The sequence below is a fragment of the Streptomyces sp. NPDC008313 genome (assembly GCF_042956125.1).
GTDB lineage: Bacteria > Actinomycetota > Actinomycetes > Streptomycetales > Streptomycetaceae > Streptomyces.
On record NZ_JBIBFR010000007.1, the window covers coordinates 215,435 to 241,370 of the forward strand.

Here is a 25,936-nt window from a genome sequence, read left to right on the forward strand (position 1 = left end):
AGGTGGCGGACGGGCGAAGGTCCTACGCTGCGGACGACTCGTGCATCTGCTTGCGCAGGCTCAGCGGGCGCATGTCGGTCCACACCTCGGCGATGCGGGCGAGGCACTCCTCGCGGGTGCCCTCGGTGCCCTCGGCGTGCCAGCCGGCCGGCAGGTCGCGCCCGGCGGGCCACAGCGAGTACTGCTCCTCGTCGTTGAAGACGACCCGCTGGACGGGGCCCTCGCTCTGCGGGGTCTGCGCTGCGTTCTGCTGTGCGGTCACGGAAACTCCTCGGTGGATGAGGTGGGTGCGGTCGGTACGGTGGATGCGGTGGATCAGCGCGTGCGGTGGACGCGGCGCGGGTGGTGCCTGTGAGGCGGCCGGGGCTGTGAGGCGGGCCGGCGTCAGGCGGACATGAAGCCCTCGACGCGGACGCCGAGACCGCGCCGCTCGGCCTCCTCCCGGACGAACTCGGCGAGCGCCATGTCGAGCACGCCCAGGCCGAACGGGGAGTACACGACGGGCCGTCCGGGCGTGCGGCGGAGCGTGGCCGTGCCGCGCAGCAGCGCCCCGATCGGCGCGTCGACGAAGTCGCGGCCGCCGCTGAGCCGCTGCGCGAGGTCGAGGGAGGTGTTCTCCCGGCAGACGTGGTCGACGTCGTCGACGACGTTGGCCGCGCCCAGGATCGACTCGGCGGTCAGGTCCCGCAGGGAGATGTGCAGCACCGTGGTGTCCGGGCCGCACGCCGACAGGTCCATGTGCGGCTGGGCCGCGGTGGTGGCGAGGGAGACCAGCCGGTGCTCGCCGAGCGCGGCGGACAGCTCGGTGACCGGGTACGCCTTCACGCCCGGGACCGCCTCGGCGCACCGCTCGGCGAACGCCTCGGCGCGGGCGGTGTCCGTGTCGTACAGGGCGGCCTCGCGCAGCCCGGGCAGGGCGGCCGCGAGGAAGCGCAGGATCTCCAGGTTGATGACGCCGCAGCCGATCAGCAGCACTCCGGTGGGCGGGTTGTCCGCGGTGAGCTCGCGGGCGGCGAGCGCCGCGCTCGCGGCGGTGCGCCGCGCGGAGATCACCGCGCCCTCGACGAACGCCACCGGGCGCCCGTCGTCCAGGGAGTTGAGGACGATCGCCGCACTGGCCCGCTCGGTCCCGGCCGCCACGTTGCCCGGGAAGGAGGCGATCCACTTCATCCCGGCGACGGGCCGCTCGCCGCCGCGGTAGGCGGGCAGGCCGATGATCCGGTCGCGGCTGTGGCGCTCCTCGGGGAAGCGCAGGAACGTCGAGTGCGGCAGGGACGTCTGCCCCGCGTCGTGCAGCCGGTAGGTCTCGGCGACGAGGTCGATGATCTCCGTCTCCCGGCCGGACAGGACGTCCGTCACATCGGCGCGCCGGAGAATCAGCATGGGGATACCTTCCTGAGGGGCGAACGGGTGCGTGAACGGGACGTGTTGACCCTGCGATGGTGCGATCCGCCGCTATATGCGGCCTATACGGCACGCACGGCGTCGACGTCGTACAGCGCGGTGCCCGCGAGCAGCGGGTCCTGCCGTACGTCGACGGTGAAGCCGTGGCTCCGCAGCAGCCGCCGTACGGCGTCCAGGCGGCCGTCCTCGTCGTGCACCTCGGCGACGACGGCACCGATCAGCGGCCAGAGGCCTTGCTCGACGCCGCGCAGCACGTCGAGCTCGGCGCGCTCGACGTCGACCTTCAGCAGATCGACGCGGGCGAGGCCGTACCGGCGGACGAGGTCCGTGACGGTGACGGCCGGCACGGTGAACTCGACGCCGTCGTGCAGTCCTTCGACGAGTTCCTCGGCGTCCCGGGCGTCCACGCCGCTGTTGCGCAGGAAGGCGAGGGTGATCTCGTCGTCGGCATGCGGGTCGGCGTAGAGGCCGGAGTTGCCCGGGGCCTCGGGGTAGTAGGTGAAGCGCAGCCGACCGGCGCGGTCGGAGACGGCGGCACACTCCGCGCGCCAGCCGGGCGCCACGTGCTCGGCGAGGTTGCGGCACAGGCAGGCGTGCAGGTCGGGGGCGGGTTCGGCGGCGACGACCCGCAGACCGGGACAGGTGCGGGCGCAGAACACGGACATCAGGCCGATGTTGGCGCCGATGTCGAGGAGGGTGTCGCCGGGGCTCAGCCGCCCGGCCGCCCGGTGGTAGGCGCCGGGCGGCCGCATCTCACGCCACATCGCGACGGCCGCGGGCCCGTTGACGCACCACACGCCGGGCCCGTCGGGCAGCCGCCTGCGCACCGCTCCCGCGCCGTCGTCCGGTGATCCGGGGGTCACGGCGCACCCGCCCCGAGGAACAGCAGGAACTCCAGGTCGTCGGGGGCGACGAGCACCACGTCGCCGGCGCCGGTGTCCGGCGCGTCGAGGGAGGCGTCGACGAGACGGTGCCAGGTGTCGCGGAAGCGTTCGACGGTGGCGGCGTCGAACAGGTCGGTGTTGTAGCGCAGGACCGCCCGGAAGCCCCGGCTGTCCTGGAGGACCTCCACGGTCAGGTCGAGCTGCCCCTCCTGCTGCGGTACGTCGCAGAGTTCGGCGCGCAGCCCGCCGAGGCGGACCGGCCCCTCGTACAGTCCGGGGACCGGCAGCCGGTCGGCGGCGACGAGGGTGCAGGAGATGCGGAAGAGCGGCCCGCGGCCCGGCCCGCCGTCGAGGAGCTCGACGGGGTGGCGGGCGTGCGCGAGACCGGTGCGCAGCTGGTGCTGGGCCGACTCGACGGTGTCCAGGAGGGTGGTCGAGGGGCCGAAGCGGGCGGCCACGGGCAGGGCGTTGACGTAGTAGCCGACCGCGTTCCTGCTCTCCGGGGTGAACCGGGTGGTGGCGGGGCAGCCGATGAGGAAGGCGTCCCCGGCGCCGGAGCGGTGCAGGGCCGCCTGGAAGGTGCCGAGCAGCCAGGCGAACGGGGTCAGCGCGTGCCGGGCGGCCGTCTCCCGCAGCCGTCCGGCGGTGGCGGCGGGCAGCTCCAGCTCGGTGGTGGCCCCGTTGAGGGTGCGCTGTGGCGGGCGCGGCCGGTCGGTGGGCAGTTCGGCGGCGGCGAGTCCCGCGCATCTCTCCCGCCAGTAGGCGGCGGCCCGTTCGCCGCGCGGTGAGGCGATGAACGCGCGCTCGGAGGCGACCTGCCCGCTCCAGTCGCCGGCGGCGGGCGCGGGTCCGGCGGCCGGCTGCCCGGTGCGGGCCCCGTACTCGGCGAACAGGTCGCGGACGAGCAGCCACTGCGAGGTGGCGTCGCTGACGATGTGGTGGGTGGCGGTGACGAGGACGGCGTCGTCGGGGGCGCGGCGCAGCAGCACCGCGCGGAACGCGCCCCGGTCGGCGAGGCGGAACGGCTCCTCGGCGGCCTCCTGGGCGAGCCGGAAGAGGGCGTCGTCGTCGTGGTCCGGCACCTCGCGCACGTCGAGGCGTACGTCGTCGGCGGGGACGGTGACGCGGGCGGGGCCGCTCTCGGTGGCGGGGAAGCGGGACCGCAGCAGCTCGTGCCGCGCGACGAGCGCGGTCAGCGCCTCCTGGAGCACGTCGGTGCGGACCCGGTCCCGCAGCCGGACGGCGAGGACCACGTTGTACGCGGGGCTCGCCGGGTCGAGCTGGTGAGCGAGCCAGAGCCCTTCCTGGCCGACGGAGAGGGGCAGGGGTACCGGCGGGGGTACGGACATGGGCGGGTCAGTCCTTCCAGAGGTGCGCGACATCGCCGAAGTTCCGGTTCACCCAGGCGTCGGAATAGATGGTGTCGAGATAGCGGTCACCGCCGTCGGGGAAGATGAGCACGCAGTTCGAGCCCTCCGGAATGCGGTGCCTGAATTTCCACAGGGCGGCGACGGTCGCCCCGGACGAACCGCCGGCGAGCACCGCCTCGCGGCCGATGAGCCGGCGGCAGGCGACGACGCACTCCAGGTCGGATATGTGCACCACCTCGTCGGCCGCCGAGGGGTCCATGAGCGGCGGCACCACGGACGCGCCGTGGCCCGGGATGAGGCGCTGGGTGGACTCCAGGCCGAAGATGGCGCTGCCCAGGGCGTCCACGGCGACGATGGTCGTGGACAGGCCCCTGGCCTTGATGTGGTCGCGGCAGCCGCGCAGGGTGCCGAAGGTGCTGACCGAGCAGAAGAGGTAGTCCACCCGGCCGTCCAGGGACTCCTCGATCTCGCGCATGGTGGTCTCGTGCGCCCTGGGGTTGAGCAGGCTCGCGTACTGGTTGGGCCAGTAGGCGTCCTGGGTCGCGGCGACGAGTTCGCGCACCCGGCGCAGCCGGACGGGCAGGTACTCACCGGTCAGTTCGTCGCGTTCGGTGACGACCTCGACCTCGGCGCGGAAGGCGCGCAGGATGGCGAGGTTCTGCTCGGTGGTCTTGCCGTCGACGACGCAGATGAAGCGGAGGCCGAAGTAGCGGCAGATCTGGGCGAGTCCGACGGCGAGGTTGCCGGAGCTGGACTCGACGATCACGGAGCGGCCCGGTTCGACCTCGCCGGACTCGATGGCCGCGAGGAGCATGCCGAGGGCGGAGCGGTCCTTGATGCTGCCGCCGGGGTTGAACCTCTCGATCTTCCCGAAGACGCGGGACCCGAAGTCCGGCAGCAGTCTTTCCAATTCGACGAGCGGGGTGTTTCCTACGGTGGACAGAATTCCTGGGAACGGTTTTTCGGGCACGACTGCCCCTTCCCGGTGAGTCACTGCGGAACAGCACAGAATTGACCTGAGAATTCTCTGCGGAACCGCTATCACGCCCCTATATGGCGGGCTCCGCGCAAAGACAGCGGGCCGGGGCCGTCCGAGGGTTCGGACGGCCCCGGCCCGCTGTGCGGTGCGGTGCGGCAGCCGGGCGGCCGGTCAGGCCCGCGGACCCACCAGCGGGTCGGTGCCCCGGCCGGCGGGCTCGGCGGCCGGCGCGGTGACGGGAGCCGGGGCATCCGCGGCCGGTGCGGCGGGCGCGGGCTCGTCGGCACCCTCCAGGCTGATGCCGGGCAGCCAGGCCAGCCATCGCGGCATCTTCCAGGTCGCGTCGCCGAACAGGGCGAGCGCGGCGGGCAGCAGGATGCCGCGTACGACGGTGGCGTCGATCAGGACGGCGGTGGCGAGGCCCACGCCGACCATCTTGTAGTCGATCGCGGAGAGCGTCCCGAAGACCGAGAACACGGCGACCATGACGACGGCGGCGGAGGTGACGACGCCCGCGCTGCGGCTGATGCCCTGCACCACGGCGTCCCGGGTGTCCAGACCGCGCCCCCGGTACTCGCGGACCCGGCTGAGGATGAACACGTGGTAGTCCATGCTCAGTCCGAACAGCGTGACGAACATGAACAGCGGCAGCCAGCTGACCACGGCCCCGTAGGAGCGGAAGTCCAGCAGCGACGACAGGTGCCCGTCCTGGAAGACCAGGGTGAGCACGCCGTACGCGGAGCCGATCGACAGCAGGTTCAGCAGGATCGACAGCACCGGGATGAGCAGCGACCGGAACGCGGCCGCCAGCAGGACGAACGCCAGCACGATCACGAAGGCGAAGACGTACGGGGTGCTGTCGGAGAGCGCGGAGTTGAAGTCCTCCTGCTTGGCGGTGTCCCCCGACACGGCGTACTCGATGCCGTCGACCTCTCCGAACGAGGCGGGCAGTGCCTCCTCGCGCAGTTCCTTCAGCGCCGCGACGGACGCCGCGTTCTTCCCGTCGCCGGCCAGCGGCACCCGGACCACCAGGACGCTGCGGCTGCTGTCGACGGGCGAGGTGACCAGCGAGGTGTCCACGGGCCCGTGCAGCTTGCCGCCGCTGTCCGCGATCCGCCGGTCCAGCTCCTCCAGCGCCCCCTTCACGGCGGGGCCCTCCAGGTCGCCGCCGCGCACCACGACCTCGGCGGGCTCGGTGTCCGAGTCCGACGGGAACGCCTTCTGCAGCCGGTCCAGGGCCTGCAGCGCCGGGACGTCGGTGGGCATCCGGTGCTTGAGGTCCGGGTCGGAGAGCTTCATGCCGAGCGCGGGCAGCGCGAGCAGCGCCAGCACGATGGTGCCGACCCCGCCCCACAGCAGGGGCCGCCGCACGACCTGGCGGACCAGTCCGCCCCAGACCCGCGAGTCGCGGACCTCGGTGCGGCGGGCGCCGAGCCACGGCAGCTTCCAGTTGTCGACGCGCTCCCCCAGCCAGGACAGCACGGCGGGCAGCACGGTGACCGAGCCGATCATGGCGATGCCGACGACGGCGATCGTGCCGACCGTCATCCCGGTGAACGTCTCGATGCCGGTGAAGAACAGTCCGGCCAGCGCGATGATCACGGTGAGGCCGGAGACGACGACGGCCGTGCCCGAGGTGCGGCCGGCGATCAGCAGGGCGGTGTCGTTGTCGTGCCCGGCGGCCCGTTCCTCACGCGCGCGCCGCAGGTAGAACAGCGAGTAGTCGACGCCGACCGCCATGCCGATGAGCAGCACCACCGAGGGCGTGCTGTCGCCCATGGCGATCCACTTGCCGGCGAAGGTCAGCGCGCCCATCGCGGCGAGCACCGACACCAGCGAGATGAGCACGGGGATGCCCGCGGAGATCAGCGAGCCGAAGACCACCGCGAGGATGAGGACGGTGAGCGGGATCGACAGGATCTCGGCGCGGGAGAAGTCCTCGTCCTTGATGTCGCCGATCGCCTGGCTGACGCTGACCTTGCCGGTCTGGGTGATGGCGACGTCCGGGTGCGTCCGCTGCTGGTCCCGTACGGCCTTCTGCATCGGCTCCATCGTGTAGCCGGTCACCGAGAAGCGGACCAGGACCGAGCGGCCGTCCCCGGAGACCAGCTTCTCGGCTGCCTTCGCGGAGTCGGCCGGCGCGGTGATGTCGGAGGCCCACGCGGTGCCGGTCTCGTCCTTGCCGAGGCCGCGCAGGGCCTTCGCCACGTCGGCGGCGGCGTCGCGCATGGCCGGGTTGTCGGCGTACCCGGGCGCCGACCCCTTCGCCTCGATGAGGACGTTCTCCTGCGGAGGCGAGAACACCTGGGCCTCTTCGAGCATCGTCTGGGCGCGGCCGGTCTCCCCCGGCGAGTGCTCGCTGCGGTCGGTGCTGCCGAGCCCCGCCCCGATGGCGATGATCAGGACGACGAGGCCGAGCCAGCCGAAGCCCGCCTTCCTGCGGTGGTGGACGCTCCAGTACGTGATGCGTTCGACCAGCGGTCGGCGCCGGCCGGGGTCAGGTGCTCGGTTCATCATCTCGTCCTCGTGTAGGGGGCTTCCCACGCTGCCAGCGGCACCTCATCGGACTTCTATATCCGCTCTCCACGCCGCCGTCCGCCGTCTGCCGCGCCCTGGGGGGCGTCCGGCTCAGGCGGTCAGTTCGGCGGCGAGGTGGGCGGTGATCGCGTCGATCGTCGGGTGGTCCCAGGCCATGGTCGGCTCGACGACGAGGCCGAAGCGGTCCTCGACGTCACCGCACAGGGTCAGGGCGTACACCGAGTCGAGTCCCATCTCGGCGAGGTCGGCGCCCTCGTCGATCTCGGCCGGGGTGCGCTCCAGGTAGTAGGCGACGCGGTCGACGAGCCAGGAGCGGATCGCCTGCGGGGAGGTGAGGGCGTCGGCGGTGGTGGTCTCGGTCATGGGAGGACTCCTCTGGCGGGTGGGGCGGGCCGCCCTCGCGGGCGCGCCGGCGGTTACGCGGCCGGGGCCCGGCCGTGGGCGAGTGGTGCGCGGAACAGGTCGAACGTGAGGTGACCGGCGTGCCGTTCGGCGAGTTCGGCGGTCAGGCCTCGTACGACGGCTTCGGGCAGCGGGCCCTGGCGCAGTCCGAGCCGCTCGGCGAGCCGGTACAGCGCTCCGGTGATCCAGACCGGAGCGGCGGTGAAGCCGTCCTCCGGTCCGGCCGCGCGCCACACGCCGAGGCAGGCGGTGGCGGCGAGGAGGTGGGTGTACCGCTCGGCCAGCAGGAAGGCACGGCGGCCGGCGACCGGGGTGCGGTCGCGCGGCGGCAGGGCGCGGGCGCGGCGGGCGAGGTCGCCGAGGGCGTCGGCGAACAGGGCGGCGAGGCGGGCCGGTTCGGCGAGCTCGGGGCGGGTGCGGGCCTCGTCGGCGAGTTCCCGGGCGAGGGCGGGCAGGTGCCCGGCGAGCCGGTCGGCGCCGCGCGCGGTCAGCTCCAGCCGGCCGAAGTCGAGGGCGGGCAGCGGGTCGTGCGGCCCGAAGAGCGCCCCGGGCACGGCGGGCGCGGTGCCGGACAGGGCGGGCTCCCAGGCCCGCTCGGCGAGCCGGGGCAGCTGCGGGACGATGGTGGAGAGGCAGACGGCGCCGCTCGCGTGCGCGAGGGCCACGACGGGCAGGTCGCGGGCCGCCTTCTGGAAGACGGCGTGCGGTCCTTCGCGCAGGTAGCCGCGGGCTCCCAGGAGGGTGCCGAGCCGGTAGGAGTTGTCCTGGAGGAGCTTCGGCACCAGGTACTTGACGGCCGCCGAGCGCACGCCGGTCTCCTCCGGCAGCAGGTGCAGCGACCTGGCGCCGACGACGGACAGCGCGTCCGCGATCAGCAGGTCCGCGAAGACGGCGGCCAGCGTGCCGCGCACCTCGGGCAGTTCGCTCATCGGCCGCCCGTACAGCCGCCGCTCGCCCGCGAAGTCGAGGACGGTGCGCAGCTGGGTGTCGCCGACCCCCACGACCATGCCGGGCAGCACGCTGCGGGTCACCTGGAACACCTTGAGCACGGTCTCCATGGCGCCGCCCTCGGCACCGAGCAGGGCGTCGGCGGGGACGGGGCAGGCGTCGAGGTCGATCCCGCCGAGCAGACAGCCCCGTACGCCGGAGGTGGCGAAGCGGGCGGTGCGCTCGACCCGGCCGGCGGGCAGGGCGTCGAGGTCGACCAGGAGGTGGGAGTGGCCGCGGCTGCCGGGCCGGTCGTCGGTCCGGGCGAACAGGACGGCGGCCTCGGCCCGGCCCGCGTTGTTGACGAGCTGCTTGCCCCCGTCGAGGAGGTAGCCGCCGCCGGGCGCCGGGCGCGCGGCCAGCGCGATCCGCGCGAAGTCGCTGCCGTGGTCGAGTTCGGTGTACGCGGCGACGAGCCGGCCCCCGCCGCACAGCAGGCCGGCGACGCGGCGGCGCTGGGCTTCGCTGCCGTCGGCCCAGACCGGCAGTGCGGCGATGAAGCCGGTGACGCCGTAGCCGATGCTCAGCGCGCAGTCCCGCCGGAACAGGCCGCGCATGAGCAGCGCGAACCGGTCGGCCCGCTCGAAGCGCCCCCCGTACGCCGCGGGCACGAACTCCGCGCCGAGGCCGAACGCGGCCAGCGCGCGCTCCCCCTCGGGCAGCAGCTCGCCCCGTTCGTCGGCGGCGAGGACGGCGTCGAGGCCGAGGGGGTTGGCGGTGTCGTGCGGGTCGCCGAGGAGCCGCTCCAGCCGGGCGATCCGCGCGAGCACGGGCTCGGGGGCGGCGGCGGGCGAGTCGGGTCCGGCGCCGGGAGCGCCGGTCAGCAGGTCTGTCATACCGGGTCCTTGGTGAGGCGGGCGGCCGGGCGGGCGGTGGCGGGGTGTGTCGGCGGGCGTCCGGAGGGGGTCATGCCGCGTCCCGCCCGGCCCGGGGGGCGTCCGCCGGGCACGGCAGCAGCGAGAACAGGGCGCCGTCGGTGTACTGGGAGTGCAGCGCGGGGAGCAGTCCGTCCAGGGCGGGCCCGTCCACGTCGTCGAGGTCGGCCTCCCCGGTGAGCCGGCGCAGCAGCCGGGCCAGTACGGCGTCGAGCCAGGCCGCGCCGTCCCACAGCGGCCCCGCCGCGCGGGCGGTGCCGGTGTTCTCCAGCCACAGGTGCAGGCTCGCCGCCCCCGCGTACACCAGGGCGTAGCGCCGGGCCGACGCGAACGCGGACTGCGGGACCTCGCGGGCGCTGTGCCGGTGCGCGGCGAGTTCGGCGTGGACCTCCTCGGCGGCGGCGAGCAGCTGCCCGGCGCGGGCCGCCACGGCGGCGGGTGCCAGGGCCCGGACGCGTTCCACGGCGTCGGGCAGGGACTGGACGACGCCGGACCCGGACCGGGCGTAGAGGGTGAGCCGGCCGTGGTCGAGCTCGGGCGGCGGCCCGTCGAGCCGTGCCGCCGCCGCGACGCCGTCCCGGTCGGCGAGCCGCTTGCGGTAGCCCCGGACGAGGACCGGGAACTGGTTGATCAGGAAGTTGAGGTTGACGGCGGTGCTGCCGTCGAAGATGCCGACGATGCGGTGGTCGCGTTCCAGCTTCTGGAAGGCGCCGTCGGCGAAGTCGTCGCCGGCCAGCATCGCCCGCGCGCCCAGCACCCCGCGCAGCTGTCCGATCACCTCGTCGCCGAGGGTCGGCACGAGGTACTTCACCACGGCGGACACCACGCTCTGCTCCTCGGTGAGGGTGTGCACGGAGCGGGTGGCGACCAGGCTGACGGCCTCCATGGCGAGCAGGTCGGCGTAGCTCTCGGCCAGGGTGCGGGCGGCGTGCGGGAGTTCGGCGAGGGTGCGCCGGTAGAGCCGGTGGGTGCGGGCGAAGTCCACGGTGACGCGCAGGGCGTGGTCGGTCATGCCGAGCGACATCGCGGAGCAGAGCGTCCGGGTGATCTGGAAGCCCTTGAGGATGATCTCCAGGCCCTCGCCCTCGGCCCCGACCAGCGCGTCGGCGGGCACCTCGGCGCCGTCGAAGGCGATACCGCTGATGTCGGCGCCGCGCACCCCGTGCGTGGCCACCCCGGGCAGCGGACGCCAGGTACCGGGCTTCAGCCGGGCCTTGTCGACCAGGAAGAGGCTGAAGCCGCGGCTGCCGCCCTCCTCGCCCGTCCGGGCCAGGACGCACACCAGGTCCGCCCGGGTGGCGTTGTTGATCAGCCACTTCTCGCCGTCGAGCCGCCAGCCGCCGGACCCGTCCGCCGACCGTACGGCCCGCAGCTCACCGGCGAGCAGGTCGCTGCCGTGCTCCCGCTCGGTCAGCGCGAGGGAGACGACGGCGCCGTCGGCGACCCGGGCGGCCAGCGCCCGCGCCTGACCCGGCGTGCCCGCCACCCAGACGGAGACGGCGCCCAGATAGGTCTTGACGTGGCCGAGGGCGACGGTGAAGTCCCGCCGTCCCAGGGTCCGGATGAGCTGGGACAGCTCCTCGACGCTGCGCAGTTCCCCGCCGTGCCGGGCGGGCGCGAACCAGCGCGGCACGCCCAGCGCGTCCAGCTCCCGGCAGATCTCCGCCGGGAACTCCTCGGCCCGGTCGAGTCGTGCCGCACGCCCGTAGGTGAACACGCCGCCGCCGTCGCGCGGATCGCCGAGCCGCGCCTCCAGCTCACGGCCGAGGGCGTACGGGTCCCAGCCGGCGCCGTCCTCGGGGGCCGGTACGCGCAGCGCGGACACCGGGCTCTCCCCGGCGCGTCCGGTGCGGAACGCGGCCGTCAGTTCCGGGCTCAGCTCCTCGTGCAGCGGCTGGAGTTCGCCGCGTTCGAAGAGGGCGCGCATCAGGGTCCGCTGGATCTTGCCGCTCGTGGTGCGCCGGACCCGGCCGGGCCTGACGAGGACGACGCCCCCGACCCGTACGCCGAGCCGCTGCGCGAGCCGGGCGCGGGCGCCGCGCGCGAGCCGGGCCGCCTCGCCCTCCGCCAGCCCGCGGCCGCGCAGCTCCTGGACGGCGACGATCTCCTCCTGCGCGTGGCCGCCGCCCGGCCGCACCGCGAAGACGGCGGCGGGCAGGTCGGCGAAGGCCGGTTCGAGGTCGCGCAGTTCGCGTTCGATGTCGTGCGGGTAGAGGTTCCGGCCGTGCACGATGATCATTTCCTTGATGCGCCCGGTGACGTACAGCTCGTCCGAGCGCAGCGCGCCGAGGTCGCCGGTGCGCAGGAAGCCGCCGTCGCCGCCGGCGGTCACCGCGCCGAAGGTGCGCCGGGTCTCCTCGGGCCGGTTCCAGTAGCCGAGGGCGACGCTGCCGCCGCGGATCCAGATCTCGCCGACCGCCCCGTCGGGCAGCTCGGCGCGGCCGGCCGGGTCCACGACGCGCACGTCGAGCCCCCGGACGACACCGCTGCTCGCCAGCTCCTGGGCCGGGGCGCCCGCTCCGGCCTCGGTGAGCCGGCCGGCCGCCAGGTCCGCGGGATCGGCGCGCAGCACGGTCGGCGGCCGGTCGGCGGGGGTCCCGGAGACGTAGAGCGTGGCCTCGGCGAGCCCGTAGCCGGGCAGCAGGGAGGCGGGCGAGAAGCCGGACTGGGCGAAACGGTCGGCGAACCGGGCGAGCGTGGCGGCGTCGACCGGTTCGGCGCCGTTGCACGCGTACCGCCAGCCCGACAGGTCGAGTCCGGCGGTCTGCTCCTCGGTGAGGCGGCGCGCGCACAGGTCGTAGGCGAAGTTCGGGGCGCAGCTGATGTCGGCGCGGTGCCGCTCGATCAGCCGCAGCCAGGTGACGGGCCGCTTGAGGAAGTCGGTGGAGGACATCAGCACGGCGGTGCCGCCCAGGTGGAGCGGCGAGAGCATCATCGCGATGAGGCCCATGTCGTGGTAGGCGGGCAGCCAGCTGCACCAGGTCATCCCGCCGTGCCAGCCGTGCCGGTCGCGCATCAGCGACAGGTTGTGCAGGAGGGCGCCGTGCGGCACCATCACGCCCTTGGGGTCGCTGGTCGACCCGGAGGTGTACTGCAGGAAGCACAGCGTGTCCGGTTCCACGGGCCGCTCGGTCCAGGCGTCCGCGTCCCCGTCCCGCTCGGCCGACTCCACGGTGAGCGCCGCCAGTTCGGGCAGTGCGGTCCGCTCGCCCTCCAGCCAGCGGGTCACGGCGGGCTCGCTCGCCGCGTCGGTGAGGACGAGGCGGGCCCCGGTGTCCTGCGCGATCGCGGTGGTCCGGGCCTCCTGCCGGCCGAATCCGCCGGGCGCCGGGACCGGCACCGGGACGGCTCCCGCGTACAGGCAGGCCAGGAAGGCGCGGAGGAATCCGGTGCCGGGCCCGGCGCAGACCAGCACCCTCTCGCCCGGCGCGACCCGTGCGCCGAGCAGGTGCGCGGCGGCGCGGGCCCGGCGGTCCAGATCGGCGTAGGCCACCTCCTCCTCGCCCGCGCCCGTGCTGAAGACGACGGCGCGGCGCGCGGGCGCCTCGGCGGCATTGCGACGCAGCACGCTGACGAAGCTCTCGAAGCCGGACACCCCAACTACCCACTCTCTGCGGCCGCTCGGGCCGCACTCGCACGGCGGCGGTACGGATTCCACAGCCAACCGGCGCCCGCTATGCGGCACCTATATGCGTGCGTCCTGGCTTCCCCGCGTTCCCGGAGCGGCCCGGGACGCGCGAGAGGGCCGCCGCGCGGCGCCGGGGGGAGGCACCGTGCGACGGCCCTGGATCCTGTCTTCACCCTCCCCTTCTGCTCCGCGACGCCCTTCGGGCGACGAGGGGAGGGTGAAGACGGGACCCGGCGGCCGACCCCGGGGGGGTGATTCAGCCGCATCCGCCCGCGTGCCCGTCGTCGACGGACGGCGCGGACGGGGGAAGGGGGAGGCCGGAGGTGTCCGGGCTCCCCGCGAGGCCGTCGTCCGCCCCGGCCCCGAGGGCCGCCGCGAACGCGGGGAGCCGGTCGACTCCCCAGTACTTGTCGTAGTGGTCGACGAAGAACGGCACGCCGAACACCCCGTCGCGCTGGATCTCCAGCAGCACCCGCACCCCCTCGGCGCGCACCTCCGGATCGTCGGACGCGTCGGCCAGCTGCACCGGGTCCAGGCCGAGTTCGTCCGCGAAGCCGGCGACGACCTTCCGGTCGCAGACGTCCAGGCCGAGCTCCCAGCGGGCGCGCGCGGCCAGCTCGATGTACCGCGCACCCCTGCCGTGCCGGGCCGCGACGAGGTAGCCGAGGTGCGGCACCTCCCAGACCGGTTCCCGGTCCACCGGCCAGCTGAAGGCCAGGCCCCGCTCGGCCGCCAGGCGCCGTACGTCCTGGAGGATGTAGCGGTGCTTCTCCGGGGACATCGGCGTGTACGGGAAGGAGCCGCCTGCCTCGTCGAGCAGCGTGCGGCTGGTCTCGTCCGGCTCGAAGAACGGCACCCACTCGACGGCCTCGGCCGTGGCCGGGTACCGGTCGAGCAGATCGCGGTAGGCGAGCCAGGAGTACGGGCTGCGCAGCGAGAAGTAGAAGCGCGGGGGACGTCTGCGCCTGCCCCCCGCGCGGGCGGCGGCGCTCACAGCGCGATGCCGCCGTCGACCTGGAAGACCTGCCCGGTGACGTAGGCGGCCTCGGGCGAGAGCAGGAACGCGACCAGGGACGCCACGTCCTCGGGCAGCCCGAACCGCTTCAGCGGGATCCGGCCCAGCATCTCCTTGGAGACCTTCGGCGGCAGCACCGACGTCATGTCGGTCTCGATGAAGCCGGGGGCCACCGTGTTGGCGCGGATGCCGTGCCGTCCGCCCTCCTTGGCGAGGGAGCGGGTGAAGCCGATGATCCCGGCCTTCGACGCCGAGTAGTTGGTCTGCCCGGCGTTGCCCGCCACCCCGGCCACCGAGGAGAGGGTGACGACGGCTCCGCCGCCCCGCTTGATCATCGGGAAGGCCACCGCCCGGCACAGGTTGTAGGTGCCGTCCAGGTTGGTGCGCAGCACGGCGTCCCAGTTCTCGTCCGGCATCAGCACCAGCGGGCTGTCGCGGGTGATGCCGGCCGAGGTGACGGCCGCCGTGGCCGGGCCGAGTTCGTCCTCGGCCGCGGCGACGAAGTCCCGTACCTGCGTACGGTCCGTCACGTCCACACGCCGGGCCAGCACCCTGCGGCCCAGCTCGCGTACCTCCTTCTCCACCAGGGCCGCCGACTGCTCGTCGGAGCGGTAGCAGAAGCCGATGTCGTAGCCGTCGCGGGCCAGCCGGGTCACGACCGCGCGGCCGATGCCCCGCGACCCGCCGGTGACCAGCGCGATCCTGTCACTCACTGCGGACATTCGTCCTCTCCTCACACACTCAGCGGGGCCCGGTCGGGCACCGGGATCAGCTCGGTGACGTCCCGCAGCGCCACCACGAACGAGCCGACCCGCAGCACCTCGCGGCCGCCCGCGTACGTCTCGCCGGCCAGGACCGCCGTCTCGCCCGCCGTCTTCAGCAGCCGCACCCGGTGCTCCAGGACGTCGCCCGGGTAGGCACGCCCGCCGAAGGCCACCTCGCCGATGGAACCGGCGAGTTCGACCTTTCCGGCGAGGACGTCCGGGTTCGGGTCCTCCCACACGGACAGCAGCACCGCGGACTGCGCCCACGACTCGATGACGAGCGAGTGCGGGTAGGCGTAGTCGGTCCCGGCGGCGTCCTGGCCGAGCGCCGCGTAGCAGGGCTCGTTGCCGGAGACCGCCTTGTACGTGGTCAGGCTCTCGCCGGGCACCACGTCGGCGGCCCGGTCGACCAGCAGGATCTGCCCGCGGTGCGGGATGGTGTTCTTGATCCGGTCGATGCCGTACACGCTCACGCGGACGTCTCCTCTCGCGGCGTCCGCTCCGTCTCGCGGTAGCGCAGCCTGATGTCCGCGACCTTGCCGCGGTTGGTGGCGACGGCCGCCTTGAACAGCAGTCCGGCCGCGCTGTCGACGACCTGGACGTCCGCGTGCACCCGGTCGCCCGGGTAGACGGGGCTGTGGAACCGGCAGCGGTCCATGGCGGCCAGCTCCAGCTCCCGGCCGCCCTCGGGGGCGCCGGTGTCCGCGGGGCGGGCGGTGTTCTTCGCCCACTGGCGGACCGTGCGGTCCGCCGCCTCGATGAGGAAGACGCCGGGCAGCACCGGGAAACCGGGGTAGTGCCCGGCGACGACCGGGTCGTCGGCCGGCGCGTCGAAGGCGGTGACGGCGCCGGCGGGTCCGGTGCGGATCAGTTCCAGGTCGCCGAGCGGCGTGGCGGCGCTCATCGCGCGTCCCCCAGCCTGCCGGCGAGCAGCTCGTAGGTGCCCCGCAGCGAGGTGATGGAGGTCAGCTCGGCCTCGGCGAGACGCACTCCGTACGCCTTCTCGAGCCGCACGGTGATCTCCAGGGCCATCAGCGAGTCGACGTCCAGGTCCTCCATGAAGTCCGCGTCGTCGGTGACGTCGGCGACGTCCAGGTCGAGCACGTCGGCGATCAGCTCGCGCAGCTCCTCCTTGTCGAGGGCGGCGGTGGGGGCGGTGGTGGTGTCGGGCATGGGTGACACACGTCCTTCCGGAAGGTGATGGGCGTACGAGTAGGGGACGAGGATGCGGCGCAGCCGGTACGCCCGGCGGCGCGCGGCGGCGGTGATCACGGGGTCGCGGCGCGCAGCACGACCGCGCCGGTCTGGCCGTCCGGGTCGACGGAGGTGACGAGCACCGGGGTGCCGTCCTCGCCCGCCGCGACGGCGGCGGCGAGCTGGAAGGAGGCGGAGGCCGCGCCCGCGTCGCCGATCAGCCGGCGCAGCCGCAGCCGGGGCGGCCGGTGTTCGCCGAAGAGACCGGCCAGGGCCGCGTCCTCCCGGGCGCCCAGGGGGCCGCCGCTGTCGGAGGGGACGAGCAGGCCGACGTCCTCGGGCCGTACGTCGGCGTCCTTGAGCGCCTCGGAGGCGGCGCGGGCGAGCGCGTCGCCCGCGCGTTCCTGGTCGGTGAAGGCGATGAAGCGGGAGGCGAGCAGCGAGGCGAGCGGGGCGCGGCCGTGGGTGAGGGCGGCGGAGGCGGTCTCGAGGAGGAACAGCGCGCAGCCCTCGCCGAGCGGTCCTGCGGGCTGGTGGTGCGGGCCGCCGGTGCGGGCCCGGTACTCCAGCCAGGCGCGCTCGGCCGAGAACTCCTCGACCGCGCCGCACAGTACGGCCTCGCAGTGCCCCTGGCGCAGCAGCCGGGCCGCGTAGCTCAGGGCCAGCAGGCCGGTCGCGGCGCCGCCCGCCACCGTGGTGTTGGGGCCGCGCAGGGTGTGCCAGATGGCGCTCTGGCCGGCCGCGCGGTTCATCACCGTGTTGGGGAACAGCGCCGGGTCGACGTGGTAGGGCTTTTCGCCGGTCAGGGAGTCGCGGGTGAAGTCCATGATGCTCTGGACGCTGCCGTGCCCGGTGCCGAGGACCATGCCGACGGCCTCCGGGTTGTCCCGGGCCGGGCTCGGCCCGGCGGCCTCCAGGAGCATTCCGGCGGTGGCGACGGCCAGGGCGGTCGCCCGGTCCATGGCCCGGGTGCCCTTGCGTCCCAGCACGGCCCGGGCGTCGAAGTCCGGTATGCGGCCCGCGCGTTCGTAGGGTCCGAGGTCGGCGGAGCCGTCCGCGGCGCGGATGCCGTCGGCGTCGCCGCGCACTCCGGCGGCGAAGGCCTCGGCGCCGAGCCCGTACGGCGACGCGGCCGACCAGCCCGAGATGACCAGGGTGTCCGGGTCCGCCCCGGTGGCAAGACTGACACTCATCGCTTTCTGCTCCTGTCGGTGAAGGCCGGTGAAGGTCGGTGAGGGCCGGTGGCGGCCGTACGGGTCCGGCCGGGCCGGATCGAGATCGTGAGCGGGTCGTACGGGGGCCGTCGGCCGGGGCGGGTCAGCCCCAGGCACCGGCGGCGGCGTGCAGTTCGGCGCCGTCGACGCCGATGGTGTTGCCGGTCAGCCAGGAGGAGTCGGTGCGGGAGAGCAGGGCGACGGCCTCGGCGACGTCGTCGGGGCGGGTGAGCCGGCCGTGCGGGTTGTTCTCGGCGGCGCGCTCGATGTAGCCGGCGTGCTCGGGGATGCGTTCCAGGGCGGGGGTGACGGTGGTGCCCGCCCTGAGCGCGTTCACCGCCACGCCGCTGGTGGCGAGTTCGCAGGCGAGCTGGCGGACGTGGGACTCCAGCGCGCTCTTCGCGGCCGACACGGCGCCGTAGCTCGGCAGGTGCTGGGAGGTACCGGCGCTGGTCATCGCGTACACCTTGGAACCGGCGCGCAGCAGGCCCGCGTCGACGAGGTCCTGGGTCCAGTGGACGAGGCTGTGCGCCATCACGTCGAGGGTCATCGCGAGCTGCCGTGCGGTGAGCCGCTTGTCCCAGCCCTCGCGCGGCAGGTACGGGACGAGGCTGCCGAAGGCCAGCGAGTGCACGAGGATGCGGATGCCGCCGGTGGCGCCGGTCATCTCGGCGAGTTGCGGGACGAGTTCGGCCCTGGTCGCCTTGGAGGCGGCGTTGACGTTGAAGAAGCGGGTCTGGACGCCGAGCGCGCCGATCCGTTCGGTGAGCTCGGCCACCTCCTCGGCCCGCGCCGCCGTGTCGAAGTGCACGCCGGCGATGTTCACGCCCTCGGCGGCGAGTCCCAGGGCGATGGCCCGGCCGATGCCGCTGGACGCCCCGAGGACCAGGCACCAGCTCCCCTCGAGTGACTTCAGCATGTGGTGGCTCCTGTGTGGTCGGCCGGTACGGGCGAGATGCGGACAAGGGCGGCGTGACCCGCTCCGGTGGCGCAGACGACGAGCCGGTCGGGCCCGGGCGGCGCGGTGACGGCGCGGGCGACGGCCAGGGCGGGTCCGAGGCAGCCGACGCGGGGCTCCCCCGGCGGCCGTTCGTCCGGTCCGGCGGCGGCCGGGCCGCCCGCGCCGACCGGCTGCGCGGCCGCGACCGGCCGCTCGGCGGTGACCCGCGCTCCGGTGAGGGCCGGGACACCGGCGGTGGCGAGGGCCACCGCCTCGGACACGGCGGACGCGTCGAGGTCCAGGTCCACGTGCACGGCGGCGGGTTCGTGCCCCGACGCGAAGAGGCCGTCGAGCGCCTGCGCCACGTGCGCGGCGGCGCGCTCCCGGCCGGCCGCGCCGCGCAGGGAGTCCGGCGGCAGGAACAGGGAGCGGGCCCGTACCGCGGCGCGCACCCGGGCGCCGAGTGAGCGGGCCGCGGCGAGGGGTTCCAGGGTGAGGGCGACGGCGCCCTGTTCGCCGCCGCCGCCGCGGGACGGGGGCAGCGGTTCCTCGGCCGCCGCCAGGACGAGCGTGTCGCAGCGGCCCGCCGCGAGGGCGAGGGCGCCGGTGGACAGGGCGTCGGCGGCGGCCGTGCGGACGGCCGCCATGGTCAGCGCGAAGCCCTTCAGGCCGAGTTCGGCGGCGAGCCGGTTGCCGAGGACGTTGACGGCGAAGTAGGGGGCGGTGGCGGGCGACAGCAGCGCCGCCCCGCCGTCCTCGGCGACGGTCGCGTCCATGGCGTCGAAGAGTCCGGCGAGTCCCGCGCCGGTGGCCAGCACCAGTCCGCGCCGGTCGGCGGGCACGGCGTCGGGCCGTCCGCCGTCGGCGACGGCGGCGCGGGCCGCGGCGAGCGCGTACTGGGCGGCGGCGGGCAGGTACTTGTAACCGCGCCGGCCGAGCCGTTCGCGGTGGTCGAACCAGCCGTCGGCCCCGGTCATCGCCGCTCCGCCGCCCGCCGCGGCGGCGTCGGGGTCGTCGCCCCACGGGGAGACCACCCCGACGCCCGTCACGGCGAGTTCCGTCACCGTCAAGGCCGCGTTCACCTCCGCTCACCTCCTGCCGCCGCGCCGCCCTCCAGGACCAGCGAGGCGTTGCTGCCGCCGAAGCCGTACGCGTTGACGAGCACCCGCCGGCCGCGTTCCGGCAGCGGCACGGGGGCGCCCCGGTGCAGCAGGACCCGGCACTCGGGGTCCTGCTCGCCGAGCGGGACGTTGGGCGGGATTTCGCCGTGGCGCAGGATCAGCGCCGCCGCGACCGCGCCGAGCGCCGCCGAGGCGCCGCCCGCGTGTCCGAGGAGTGCCTTGAGGCTGTAGAGGGGGACGCGGTCGGCGCCGGGGCCGAGGACCTGGTGCAGGGCCCGGCTCTCCAGGACGTCGTTGAGCCGGGTGCCGGTGCCGTGCGGGACGACGCAGCCCACGGTGTCCGCGGCCCCGTCTCCGGTCACGTCGCCCGCCCGGTCCCCGTCCCTGCTTCCCGCCCCGGCCAGCGCCTCCCGCATGGCGCGGACGATCTGCTCGCCGTCGGCCTGCGGGGCCGTCGGGTGGTCCGCGTCGCAGCTCCACGCGGCGCCGGTCAGGCGCAGCGCCGCACCGGACGGCCCCAGCGCGCCGCGGGCCCGCGCGTGCGCGGCCGACTCGACGACGAGGACGCCCGCGCCCTCGGCGAAGACCGTGCCGGCTCGGTCGCGTGCGAAGGGCCGGCAGCGCTCGGGGTCGACCGCGCCGAGCCGGTTGAAGCAGCCGAGCGCGACCCGGGAGTACGCGTCCGAGCCGCCCGCGATCACCACGTCCGCCTCGCCCGCGCGCACCAGGTCGGCCGCGATGCCGAGGGCGTAGCCCCCGGCCGCGCAGGCGTTGCCGATGTCGTGGACGGTGGCGAACAGGCCGAGCCGCCCGGCGAGCGCCGAGGCGAGCCGGAAGGGCGGTGCCCAGCCGTCGCCGGCGCCCCGCCCCCGTTCGTTGGCGCCGGGTTCGCCCATGCAGCTGCCCATGACGACCGCGGTGCGGGCGCCGGCGAGCGACGCGGTGTCGAGTGCGGCGTCGGACAGGGCCTCCGCCGCGGCGAGCGAGGCGAAGCGGATCGCCCGCTCCGCCGTGAGGTCGGGGTCGGGCACCAGGCTGATCAGCGGCAGCTCCATCCGGGCCAGCGGGTCCGCCGGCCGGTCGGGCAGCCGGGTCCCGGCGGCCGTCATGGCCTGCCACAGCGTGCCGGTTCCGGCGCCGTGGCAGGTGACGGCGCCGATCCCGGTGATGACGACCTCGACCTCGGACCTCATGCCGTCCGGCCCTCCAGGGCCGCGTTCATCCGGTCGTCGAAGGAGACCAGGCTCCAGTCGCGGCGGTTCTCGATGACCGCGTAGCCGTGGGTGATCCGGCCGGTCGCGGTCTGCACGAGCTCGCCGTCGCGGACGACGTAGGTGTCCATGCGGGAGTCGTAGGTGAACCCCTTGAAGACGCTCTCGACGGTGAGGACGACGTACAGGTCCTCCTCCATGCGCGCCTCGTCGAGGACCGTGATCCGCGAGTGCGGGACGACCGGGATCCAGTTCTGCTCGTCGAGGAGGGTCTTGATGGAGACGCCCCGGTCGGCGACGAGCCGGTCCTTGGCCTCCTCCATCAGCCGCAGATAGCCGGACATCTGCTGGCGCTCGGTGAAGTGGCAGTACCAGTACGGGATGCGGAACTTCCAGGCGTACGCGTTGCGTCCGGCCGTCAGCTCCTTCACCAGGTCGTCGGCGTCGGCGTTCACGTCCAGCGGCTCGGGCGTCCAGCCGGGCTTGGCGGCGAGCCGGTCGACGGCGAACGGCGCGAGCGCGGCGGGCACGGGCAGCTCGCCTCCGCCGCGCGGGTCGAGGCGCAGCTGGACCCGGACGGTGGAGGTGACGGCCTTGAGCACGGTCTCGCGCTCCACCCGCAGGGTGACGGCGAAGAGGAGCTCGCCGTCCTTGGCCCTGCGGTGCGGCTCGACCTCGGCGACGGCCGTGTCGTCGATGTGGAAGGCGTGCAGGATGCGGGTGTCGATGTCGACGATGTCCGTGCACAGGCCGTAGACCTCGTAGACCGTGCCCGGTGCGAGGCCGGCCGTCCTGAGATGGTTGAGGACGGCCTCCTCCACGAGGTAGTTGACGTGCTTGAAGCCGATCCAGGTGCAGATGTTGGAGCCCTCGTAGCGGGGGCGGATCTCCAGGGTGCTGGGCTCCCGCAGAGCGAGGACCGCGGCCTCGGTGTCGATGGTGTTCGTGGTCACGTCAACTCCGGTGCGTAGGGATGGACGGAAGGGTGGAGAGGGTCCGCGGAGGCGGGCGCGCCGAGGCGGCCGGGGAAGGTCTCGTGCAGCAGTCCGTGCACGGCGTCCGCGAAGCGCCGCGGCTGCTCCGCCATGGCGAAGTGGCCGCAGTCGTCGAAGAGCCGCAGCCGGCCGCCGGGCAGCGCGTCGGCCAGGGCCCGGGCGTCGTCCGGGGGCGCCGCGAAGTCCTCGGCCCCGGCGACGACGAGCACCGGCAGCCGCAGCGCGGCGACGTCGAGGAAGGGGCTGCGCAGGTAGGCGCCGAAGAACTGCTGCCAGCCGTACGGGCCGATCCGGTCCCGCACCCGCAGGGCCATCGCGGCCCGCAGCTCGGGTGCCAGCCGGTCGCCCGCGCTGACCCGCAGGCCCTCCTCCAGGATGCGGTGGAAGCCGCCCAGGTAGTACGTGGCGTCGTCCCAGGTGAACGCGCCGGTGCCGCGCCGGTGGAAGGGCGCGACGACCACGGCGGCGCCCGGTCGGCGGCCGGGGCCCCGGCGGGCGAGCGCCTCCAGGGCCGGTCCGGCGGTGAAGGAGTGCACGGCGATCACGTCGGCGCCGCCGGGGACGCCGTCCAGCGCGTCCTCGACGTGGTCCGCCGGGTCGTCGCGCAGACTCCACGCGGGGTCGCCCTCGGCGCTCCAGGGCAGCACCGCCTCCCACACTTCGACACCGGCCGGTGCCAGGGACTCGTAGGCGTGCCACACGGACGCGCTGCCGGCCAGGCCGTGCAGCGTGAGCAGCCGCACCGGCTCCCCGTCCCCGCGTGCGCCGCGCCGCAGCCGGACGCGGGCCCGCCGCCCGTCGGCGGCCCCGGCGCGGGGCCGCGCGCCGGGTACGGTCGTCGTCATCGCGCACCGCCCGCCCGGCCGGGCGTACCGGCGCCCGGAGCGGTCAGGAGCAGAGCGGCGCCCGCGTCGTCGCCGCCGGCGTCGCCGGTGCCTGCGCTGACCAGCACCATGTCGCCGGCCGCTGCGGTGTTCCCGGCGGCGCCGTCCAGCCAGACCGTGGCCGCCGCGCACTGGAGCACTCCCAGCGCGCCCGACGAGGGGCCGTACAGCGCGGACAGGTCGTGCACCGGTGCCGTGCCGGACGCCGCGCCCAGGGCGGGCGCCGGGGCGCGCACCCCGTCGGGGTGCTCGGGCACGCACCACAGACCGACCGGCCCGGGGTGCGACTCCCGCACCTCGGCGACGGCGGCGGCGTGGTCGGCCCTGCGGGCGTACGGCCCGACGGCGGCCAGCGGCCGCGCGCCCCGGGCCTCGGCGGAGGCGGCGGACTCCACGACGAGCGCGACCGCGCCGTCGAAGAGCGCCGGCACACCGTCGTCGTCCGTCCGCGCGTCCGGGGTCCCGGTGACGTGGCGTACGGCGGGGTTGTCCGGTTCGACGCCGGTGACGAGGACGCGTTCCACCCGGCCGGCGGCGATGAGCAGCCGGGCCCAGTGGACCGCGTCGAGACCGGACGTCGGCCCGTTGCAGAGGGTCAGGTTGGCGCCGCGCAGCCCGTGGGTGATGGCGAGCCAGGAGGCGACCACGTTGCTGGAGGTGGCGGGCAGCAGCATCGGGCTGGTCGCCAGATAGGTGGAGTCCGCGATGGTGCGCACCGTCTCGCACACCGTGTCGGCGTTGCCGTAGTTGGTGCTCGCCACCACGCCGGTGCTCTCGCCGGGCACGGTCGGGTCCCCGGCCGCGTCGACGAGTCCGGCCGCGTCGAGGGCGTCCTTGGCGGCGGCCATGGCGAGCTTGGTGGCCCGGTCCTTGTAGCGCAGCCCGCGCCCGGTGAGCCGTGCGACGGGGTCGTCCGCCGACCGGTGGCCGTCGGGCAGCGGCCCGAGCAGCCCGGCCGGTCCGTCGAGGCCCCGTACGGCGGTGCCCAGCCCGGTGATGACGGCGTCCGCCGTCCCCGTGGTGCTCACTGGTCCGCTCCTTCCCCGTGTCGTGCGCCGCCGCCGGGCGTGAACCCGGCGTCCGGCCCGACGTGTTCGACGACGGCGACCGCGTTGAGCCCGCCGAAGCCGAAGGAGTCGATCTGTGCGAGCCGCAGCGGCTGCGCCGACTGCTCGGCGGCCCCCCGCACCAGCCGGAAGTCCGCCACCGCGTCCACCGGGTCGTCCAGGTACACGGTCGGCGGCACGGTCCCGGTGCGCAGCACGTCGACGGCGGCGACCAGGCTGTGCAGCCCGGAGGCACCGGCCGTGTGCCCGGTCATCGACTTGATCGCGGTCATGTACGGGGAGGGCGTGACCCCTCCGAAGACCGCGCCGAGCGCCGTCGACTCGGCCTCGTCGTTGAGCGGGGTCCCGGTGCCGTGCAGCATCACCAGGTCGATGTCGGCCGCCCGTACGCCGGCCCGCTGGTGGGCCTCCCGGACGGCGGCGGCGATGTTCTTCGCGTCGGGCGCCGACGGGTGGGACGCGTCGCAGTTGACGGCGACGCCCCGTACCCGCGCGTGGACGCGTTCCCCGGTGCCGGGCCCGTCCTGCTCCCTGCGCAGGACGACGGCGACCGCGCCCTCGCCCTGCAGCATTCCGCGCCGGGCCCGGTCGAACGGCCGGACCCGGTCGGGGGCTTCGGGATAGCAGCGGTCGAGCAGCCCGTAGGTGCTCTCGGTGATCGTGTCGACCCCGGCGACGACGACGGTGTCCGCCGCGCCCAGGTCGAGCAGGTCGGTGGCGAGGGCCAGGGTGTAGAGCGAGGCCGAGCAGGCGTTGGCGACGGTGTGCGTGTCGGCGGCGTTGAAGCGGCGCCGCAGCATGGTGCCGAAGTGCAGGTCGGCCGCCTCGAACGGGACGCCGTCCCGCCAGGACAGTTCCACCGAGCGCAGTTCGCGCAGAGTGGTGCCGACCAGCACCGGCACCCCGGACAGGTCGTCGCCGAGCCCGGCGTCCGCGGCGGCCGCCGCGACGGCACGCTCCAGCCAGCGGGTGGCCCGCAGCGGGACGTCGACGCCCGGCGCCGGGCGGTCGTCGATCTCGTACGCCACCTGCGCGCGGAAGCTGTCGCGGTCGTAGCCGCGCAGCGGTGCGAGGCCGCTGCGGCCGGCGGTGAGGGAGGAGAAGATCTCGTCGACGCTGTCGCCCACGCTGGCGACGGCGCCCATTCCGGTCACGATCCAGGTCATGCCGCGCTCCGGTAGGCCCCGAGGATGAGGACGGCGTTGTTGCCGCCGAAGGCGAGGGCGTTGTTCTGCACGACGTTCAGTTCCGTCTCCACGGCCACGTTGGGCACGCAGTCGACGCCGCACTCGGGGTCGGTCTCCCGGTGGTTGACCGTCGGCGGGATGAAGCCCTCGGTGATCGCGAGCGCGCACGCCGCGGCGGAGACCGCGCTGGCCGCGCCCATGCTGTGGCCGATCATCGACTTGATGGACACGGTGCGCGGCATGGCGTCCTCGCCGAACACCTGGCGGATGGCGCCCGCCTCGGTGATGTCGTTGGCCTTGGTGCCGGTGCCGTGCGCGGACACGAAGTCGACCTGGTCCGGAGTGATCCCGGCGTTGCGGTGCGCGATGCGAATGGTCCGCGCGATGCTGTCGCGGTCCGGGGCCACCGGGTGCAGGGCGTCGCAGGCGAGACCGTAGCCGAGGACCTCGGCGTAGATGCGGGCGCCCCGGGCGAGCGCGGAGTCGAGGCTCTCCATGAGGAGGATGCCCGCTCCCTCGCCGGTGAGGATGCCCTCGCGGTCCTTGTCGAAGGGCCGGCACACCTCGGGTGCGATGGTGCCGAGCCGGTAGAACCCGGTGAACGTCTTGCGGCAGGCGGCGTCGGCGCCACCGCACAGGGCGATGTCGACGTCCCCGCTGCGCAGCGCGTCGTAGCCGTAGCCGACCGCGTAGTTGCCCGCCGCGCACGCGGTCGGGATCGTCACGGCCTCCACGTCCTCGAGCTCCAGCTCGCGGACGATGCCGGCCGACAGGCGTCCGGCGGGGATGCGGCGTGCGACGGCCGGGTCGTACTCCTCGGGCCCGCTGTCCAGGCCCGCGGCGACGAGCTGGTCGAGGTCGCGGGACTCGCCGTCCGTGGTGCCGACGGACACCAGGGAGCGGCGGGCCCGCACGTCGTCCGCGGTCAGGCCCGCGTCCTCGACCGCCATCCTGGCGGCGGCCACCGAGAACTGGCTGGCGCGGCCCAGTTCCTCCGGTCGCTGCCGGGTGATCCAGCGCTCCGGCTCGAAGTCGGTGACCTCACAGCCGTTGGCGTGGGCGAACCCGGTCGTGTCGAACGCGGTGATCGGCTTGACGCCGCCGCGTCCGGCGCGCAGGCCGGCTGCGAAGGCCTCCACGCCGATGCCGATGCTGGTGATCACGCCGAGCCCGGTGATGACCACGCGGCGTCCGGCGGCCCCGGGGCGCGGGCCCGCTGCCCCGCCGTGACCTCGCGCGGCTGTGTTGATCGAAGCGTTCATCGAAGCTCACCCATC

At 74.7% G+C, this 25,936-nt stretch carries 23 protein-coding genes; all 23 read right to left on the bottom strand.

The genetic code is table 11. The features are described from left to right. Window positions 1–22: 22 nt before the first annotated feature. The 23 genes from ACFY93_RS12080 to ACFY93_RS12190 all read right to left on the bottom strand — a co-directional run bounded on the left by ACFY93_RS12080 (window position 23) and on the right by ACFY93_RS12190 (window position 25,921). Window positions 23–262 carry an MbtH family NRPS accessory protein gene (locus tag ACFY93_RS12080; RefSeq protein WP_391356620.1) on the bottom strand — a complete coding sequence of 80 codons (240 nt, stop codon included), beginning with the start codon at window positions 260–262 and terminating at the stop codon, window positions 23–25. A gap of 122 nt (window positions 263–384) precedes the next feature. Then, entirely contained in the window at window positions 385–1,383 is a 999-nt protein-coding gene (sbnB, locus tag ACFY93_RS12085) for a 2,3-diaminopropionate biosynthesis protein SbnB (RefSeq protein WP_391356623.1), read from the bottom strand. Between the two features lie 83 nt (window positions 1,384–1,466). After that, complete coding sequence (locus ACFY93_RS12090; RefSeq protein WP_391356626.1) at window positions 1,467–2,267, bottom strand: FkbM family methyltransferase; 801 nt, start codon at window positions 2,265–2,267, stop codon at window positions 1,467–1,469. After that, window positions 2,264–3,637, bottom strand: coding sequence for a condensation domain-containing protein (locus tag ACFY93_RS12095; RefSeq protein WP_391356628.1), 1,374 nt, complete (start codon window positions 3,635–3,637; stop codon window positions 2,264–2,266). Before ACFY93_RS12095 ends, ACFY93_RS12090 begins: the two co-directional genes overlap by 4 nt. Before the next feature lie 7 nt (window positions 3,638–3,644). After that, on the bottom strand, window positions 3,645–4,628 hold the full coding sequence (gene sbnA, locus ACFY93_RS12100) for a 2,3-diaminopropionate biosynthesis protein SbnA (protein ID WP_391356630.1): 984 nt from the start codon (window positions 4,626–4,628) through the stop codon (window positions 3,645–3,647). A 180-nt stretch (window positions 4,629–4,808) separates the two neighbouring features. Beyond that, window positions 4,809–7,151 carry an MMPL family transporter gene (locus tag ACFY93_RS12105; RefSeq protein WP_391356633.1) on the bottom strand — a complete coding sequence of 781 codons (2,343 nt, stop codon included), beginning with the start codon at window positions 7,149–7,151 and terminating at the stop codon, window positions 4,809–4,811. Between the two features lie 114 nt (window positions 7,152–7,265). Then, complete coding sequence (locus tag ACFY93_RS12110) at window positions 7,266–7,538, bottom strand: phosphopantetheine-binding protein (protein ID WP_391356636.1); 273 nt, start codon at window positions 7,536–7,538, stop codon at window positions 7,266–7,268. 53 nt (window positions 7,539–7,591) lie between these two features. Then, complete coding sequence (locus ACFY93_RS12115) at window positions 7,592–9,400, bottom strand: acyl-CoA dehydrogenase family protein (RefSeq protein ID WP_391356639.1); 1,809 nt, start codon at window positions 9,398–9,400, stop codon at window positions 7,592–7,594. Window positions 9,401–9,470: 70 nt separating this feature from the next. Continuing rightward, window positions 9,471–13,034, bottom strand: a complete 3,564-nt coding sequence (locus ACFY93_RS12120; protein WP_391356642.1) for an AMP-binding protein — start codon at window positions 13,032–13,034, stop codon at window positions 9,471–9,473. Window positions 13,035–13,323: 289 nt separating this feature from the next. Further along, entirely contained in the window at window positions 13,324–14,061 is a 738-nt protein-coding gene (locus tag ACFY93_RS12125) for a DsbA family protein (RefSeq protein WP_391356643.1), read from the bottom strand. Further along, window positions 14,058–14,804 (bottom strand): 3-oxoacyl-[acyl-carrier-protein] reductase, encoded by a 747-nt coding sequence (gene fabG / locus ACFY93_RS12130; protein WP_391356646.1) that lies wholly within the window; start codon window positions 14,802–14,804, stop codon window positions 14,058–14,060. Before fabG ends, ACFY93_RS12125 begins: the two co-directional genes overlap by 4 nt. An 11-nt stretch (window positions 14,805–14,815) precedes the next feature. Further along, window positions 14,816–15,319: a 3-hydroxyacyl-ACP dehydratase FabZ family protein gene (locus ACFY93_RS12135; protein ID WP_391356649.1), complete on the bottom strand. Its 504-nt coding sequence runs from the start codon at window positions 15,317–15,319 to the stop codon at window positions 14,816–14,818. Next, on the bottom strand, window positions 15,316–15,750 hold the full coding sequence (locus ACFY93_RS12140; RefSeq protein ID WP_391356651.1) for a 3-hydroxyacyl-ACP dehydratase FabZ family protein: 435 nt from the start codon (window positions 15,748–15,750) through the stop codon (window positions 15,316–15,318). The genes ACFY93_RS12135 and ACFY93_RS12140 overlap by 4 nt, the downstream gene beginning before the upstream one ends. Continuing rightward, on the bottom strand, window positions 15,747–16,019 hold the full coding sequence (locus ACFY93_RS12145; protein WP_391356653.1) for a phosphopantetheine-binding protein: 273 nt from the start codon (window positions 16,017–16,019) through the stop codon (window positions 15,747–15,749). The genes ACFY93_RS12140 and ACFY93_RS12145 overlap by 4 nt, the downstream gene beginning before the upstream one ends. Window positions 16,020–16,114: 95 nt before the next feature. Continuing rightward, window positions 16,115–17,233 carry a beta-ketoacyl synthase N-terminal-like domain-containing protein gene (locus ACFY93_RS12150; protein WP_391356656.1) on the bottom strand — a complete coding sequence of 373 codons (1,119 nt, stop codon included), beginning with the start codon at window positions 17,231–17,233 and terminating at the stop codon, window positions 16,115–16,117. Between the two features lie 124 nt (window positions 17,234–17,357). Then, window positions 17,358–18,173: an SDR family oxidoreductase gene (locus tag ACFY93_RS12155; protein ID WP_391356659.1), complete on the bottom strand. Its 816-nt coding sequence runs from the start codon at window positions 18,171–18,173 to the stop codon at window positions 17,358–17,360. Continuing rightward, window positions 18,167–19,276 carry a beta-ketoacyl synthase N-terminal-like domain-containing protein gene (locus ACFY93_RS12160; protein ID WP_391356661.1) on the bottom strand — a complete coding sequence of 370 codons (1,110 nt, stop codon included), beginning with the start codon at window positions 19,274–19,276 and terminating at the stop codon, window positions 18,167–18,169. The genes ACFY93_RS12155 and ACFY93_RS12160 overlap by 7 nt, the downstream gene beginning before the upstream one ends. Continuing rightward, window positions 19,273–20,508 (bottom strand): beta-ketoacyl synthase N-terminal-like domain-containing protein, encoded by a 1,236-nt coding sequence (locus ACFY93_RS12165; RefSeq protein ID WP_391356662.1) that lies wholly within the window; start codon window positions 20,506–20,508, stop codon window positions 19,273–19,275. Before ACFY93_RS12165 ends, ACFY93_RS12160 begins: the two co-directional genes overlap by 4 nt. After that, complete coding sequence (locus tag ACFY93_RS12170) at window positions 20,505–21,479, bottom strand: acyl-CoA thioesterase (RefSeq protein ID WP_391356665.1); 975 nt, start codon at window positions 21,477–21,479, stop codon at window positions 20,505–20,507. The genes ACFY93_RS12165 and ACFY93_RS12170 overlap by 4 nt, the downstream gene beginning before the upstream one ends. After that, window positions 21,476–22,366 (bottom strand): alpha/beta fold hydrolase, encoded by an 891-nt coding sequence (locus ACFY93_RS12175; RefSeq protein ID WP_391356668.1) that lies wholly within the window; start codon window positions 22,364–22,366, stop codon window positions 21,476–21,478. The genes ACFY93_RS12170 and ACFY93_RS12175 overlap by 4 nt, the downstream gene beginning before the upstream one ends. Further along, the gene (locus tag ACFY93_RS12180; RefSeq protein ID WP_391356670.1) at window positions 22,363–23,433 is read right to left on the bottom strand and encodes a beta-ketoacyl synthase N-terminal-like domain-containing protein; all 1,071 of its coding nucleotides are present in this window, start codon (window positions 23,431–23,433) and stop codon (window positions 22,363–22,365) included. The genes ACFY93_RS12175 and ACFY93_RS12180 overlap by 4 nt, the downstream gene beginning before the upstream one ends. Beyond that, window positions 23,430–24,638 carry a beta-ketoacyl synthase N-terminal-like domain-containing protein gene (locus ACFY93_RS12185; RefSeq protein ID WP_391356672.1) on the bottom strand — a complete coding sequence of 403 codons (1,209 nt, stop codon included), beginning with the start codon at window positions 24,636–24,638 and terminating at the stop codon, window positions 23,430–23,432. The genes ACFY93_RS12180 and ACFY93_RS12185 overlap by 4 nt, the downstream gene beginning before the upstream one ends. Continuing rightward, window positions 24,635–25,921 (bottom strand): beta-ketoacyl synthase N-terminal-like domain-containing protein, encoded by a 1,287-nt coding sequence (locus ACFY93_RS12190; protein ID WP_391356674.1) that lies wholly within the window; start codon window positions 25,919–25,921, stop codon window positions 24,635–24,637. The genes ACFY93_RS12185 and ACFY93_RS12190 overlap by 4 nt, the downstream gene beginning before the upstream one ends. Window positions 25,922–25,936 lie beyond the last annotated feature (15 nt).

Coding starts and splice junctions, on each gene's coding strand:
- sbnB (WP_391356623.1), bottom strand. CDS start 1,383: ATGCTGATTCTCCGGCGCGCCGATGTGACGGACGTCCTGTCCGGCCGG.
- ACFY93_RS12095 (WP_391356628.1), bottom strand. CDS start 3,637: ATGTCCGTACCCCCGCCGGTACCCCTGCCCCTCTCCGTCGGCCAGGAA.
- ACFY93_RS12105 (WP_391356633.1), bottom strand. CDS start 7,151: ATGAACCGAGCACCTGACCCCGGCCGGCGCCGACCGCTGGTCGAACGC.
- ACFY93_RS12110 (WP_391356636.1), bottom strand. CDS start 7,538: ATGACCGAGACCACCACCGCCGACGCCCTCACCTCCCCGCAGGCGATC.
- ACFY93_RS12115 (WP_391356639.1), bottom strand. CDS start 9,400: ATGACAGACCTGCTGACCGGCGCTCCCGGCGCCGGACCCGACTCGCCC.
- fabG (WP_391356646.1), bottom strand. CDS start 14,804: ATGTCCGCAGTGAGTGACAGGATCGCGCTGGTCACCGGCGGGTCGCGG.
- ACFY93_RS12140 (WP_391356651.1), bottom strand. CDS start 15,750: ATGAGCGCCGCCACGCCGCTCGGCGACCTGGAACTGATCCGCACCGGA.
- ACFY93_RS12145 (WP_391356653.1), bottom strand. CDS start 16,019: ATGCCCGACACCACCACCGCCCCCACCGCCGCCCTCGACAAGGAGGAG.
- ACFY93_RS12150 (WP_391356656.1), bottom strand. CDS start 17,233: ATGAGTGTCAGTCTTGCCACCGGGGCGGACCCGGACACCCTGGTCATC.
- ACFY93_RS12155 (WP_391356659.1), bottom strand. CDS start 18,173: ATGCTGAAGTCACTCGAGGGGAGCTGGTGCCTGGTCCTCGGGGCGTCC.
- ACFY93_RS12165 (WP_391356662.1), bottom strand. CDS start 20,508: ATGAGGTCCGAGGTCGAGGTCGTCATCACCGGGATCGGCGCCGTCACC.
- ACFY93_RS12175 (WP_391356668.1), bottom strand. CDS start 22,366: ATGACGACGACCGTACCCGGCGCGCGGCCCCGCGCCGGGGCCGCCGAC.
- ACFY93_RS12185 (WP_391356672.1), bottom strand. CDS start 24,638: ATGACCTGGATCGTGACCGGAATGGGCGCCGTCGCCAGCGTGGGCGAC.
- ACFY93_RS12190 (WP_391356674.1), bottom strand. CDS start 25,921: ATGAACGCTTCGATCAACACAGCCGCGCGAGGTCACGGCGGGGCAGCG.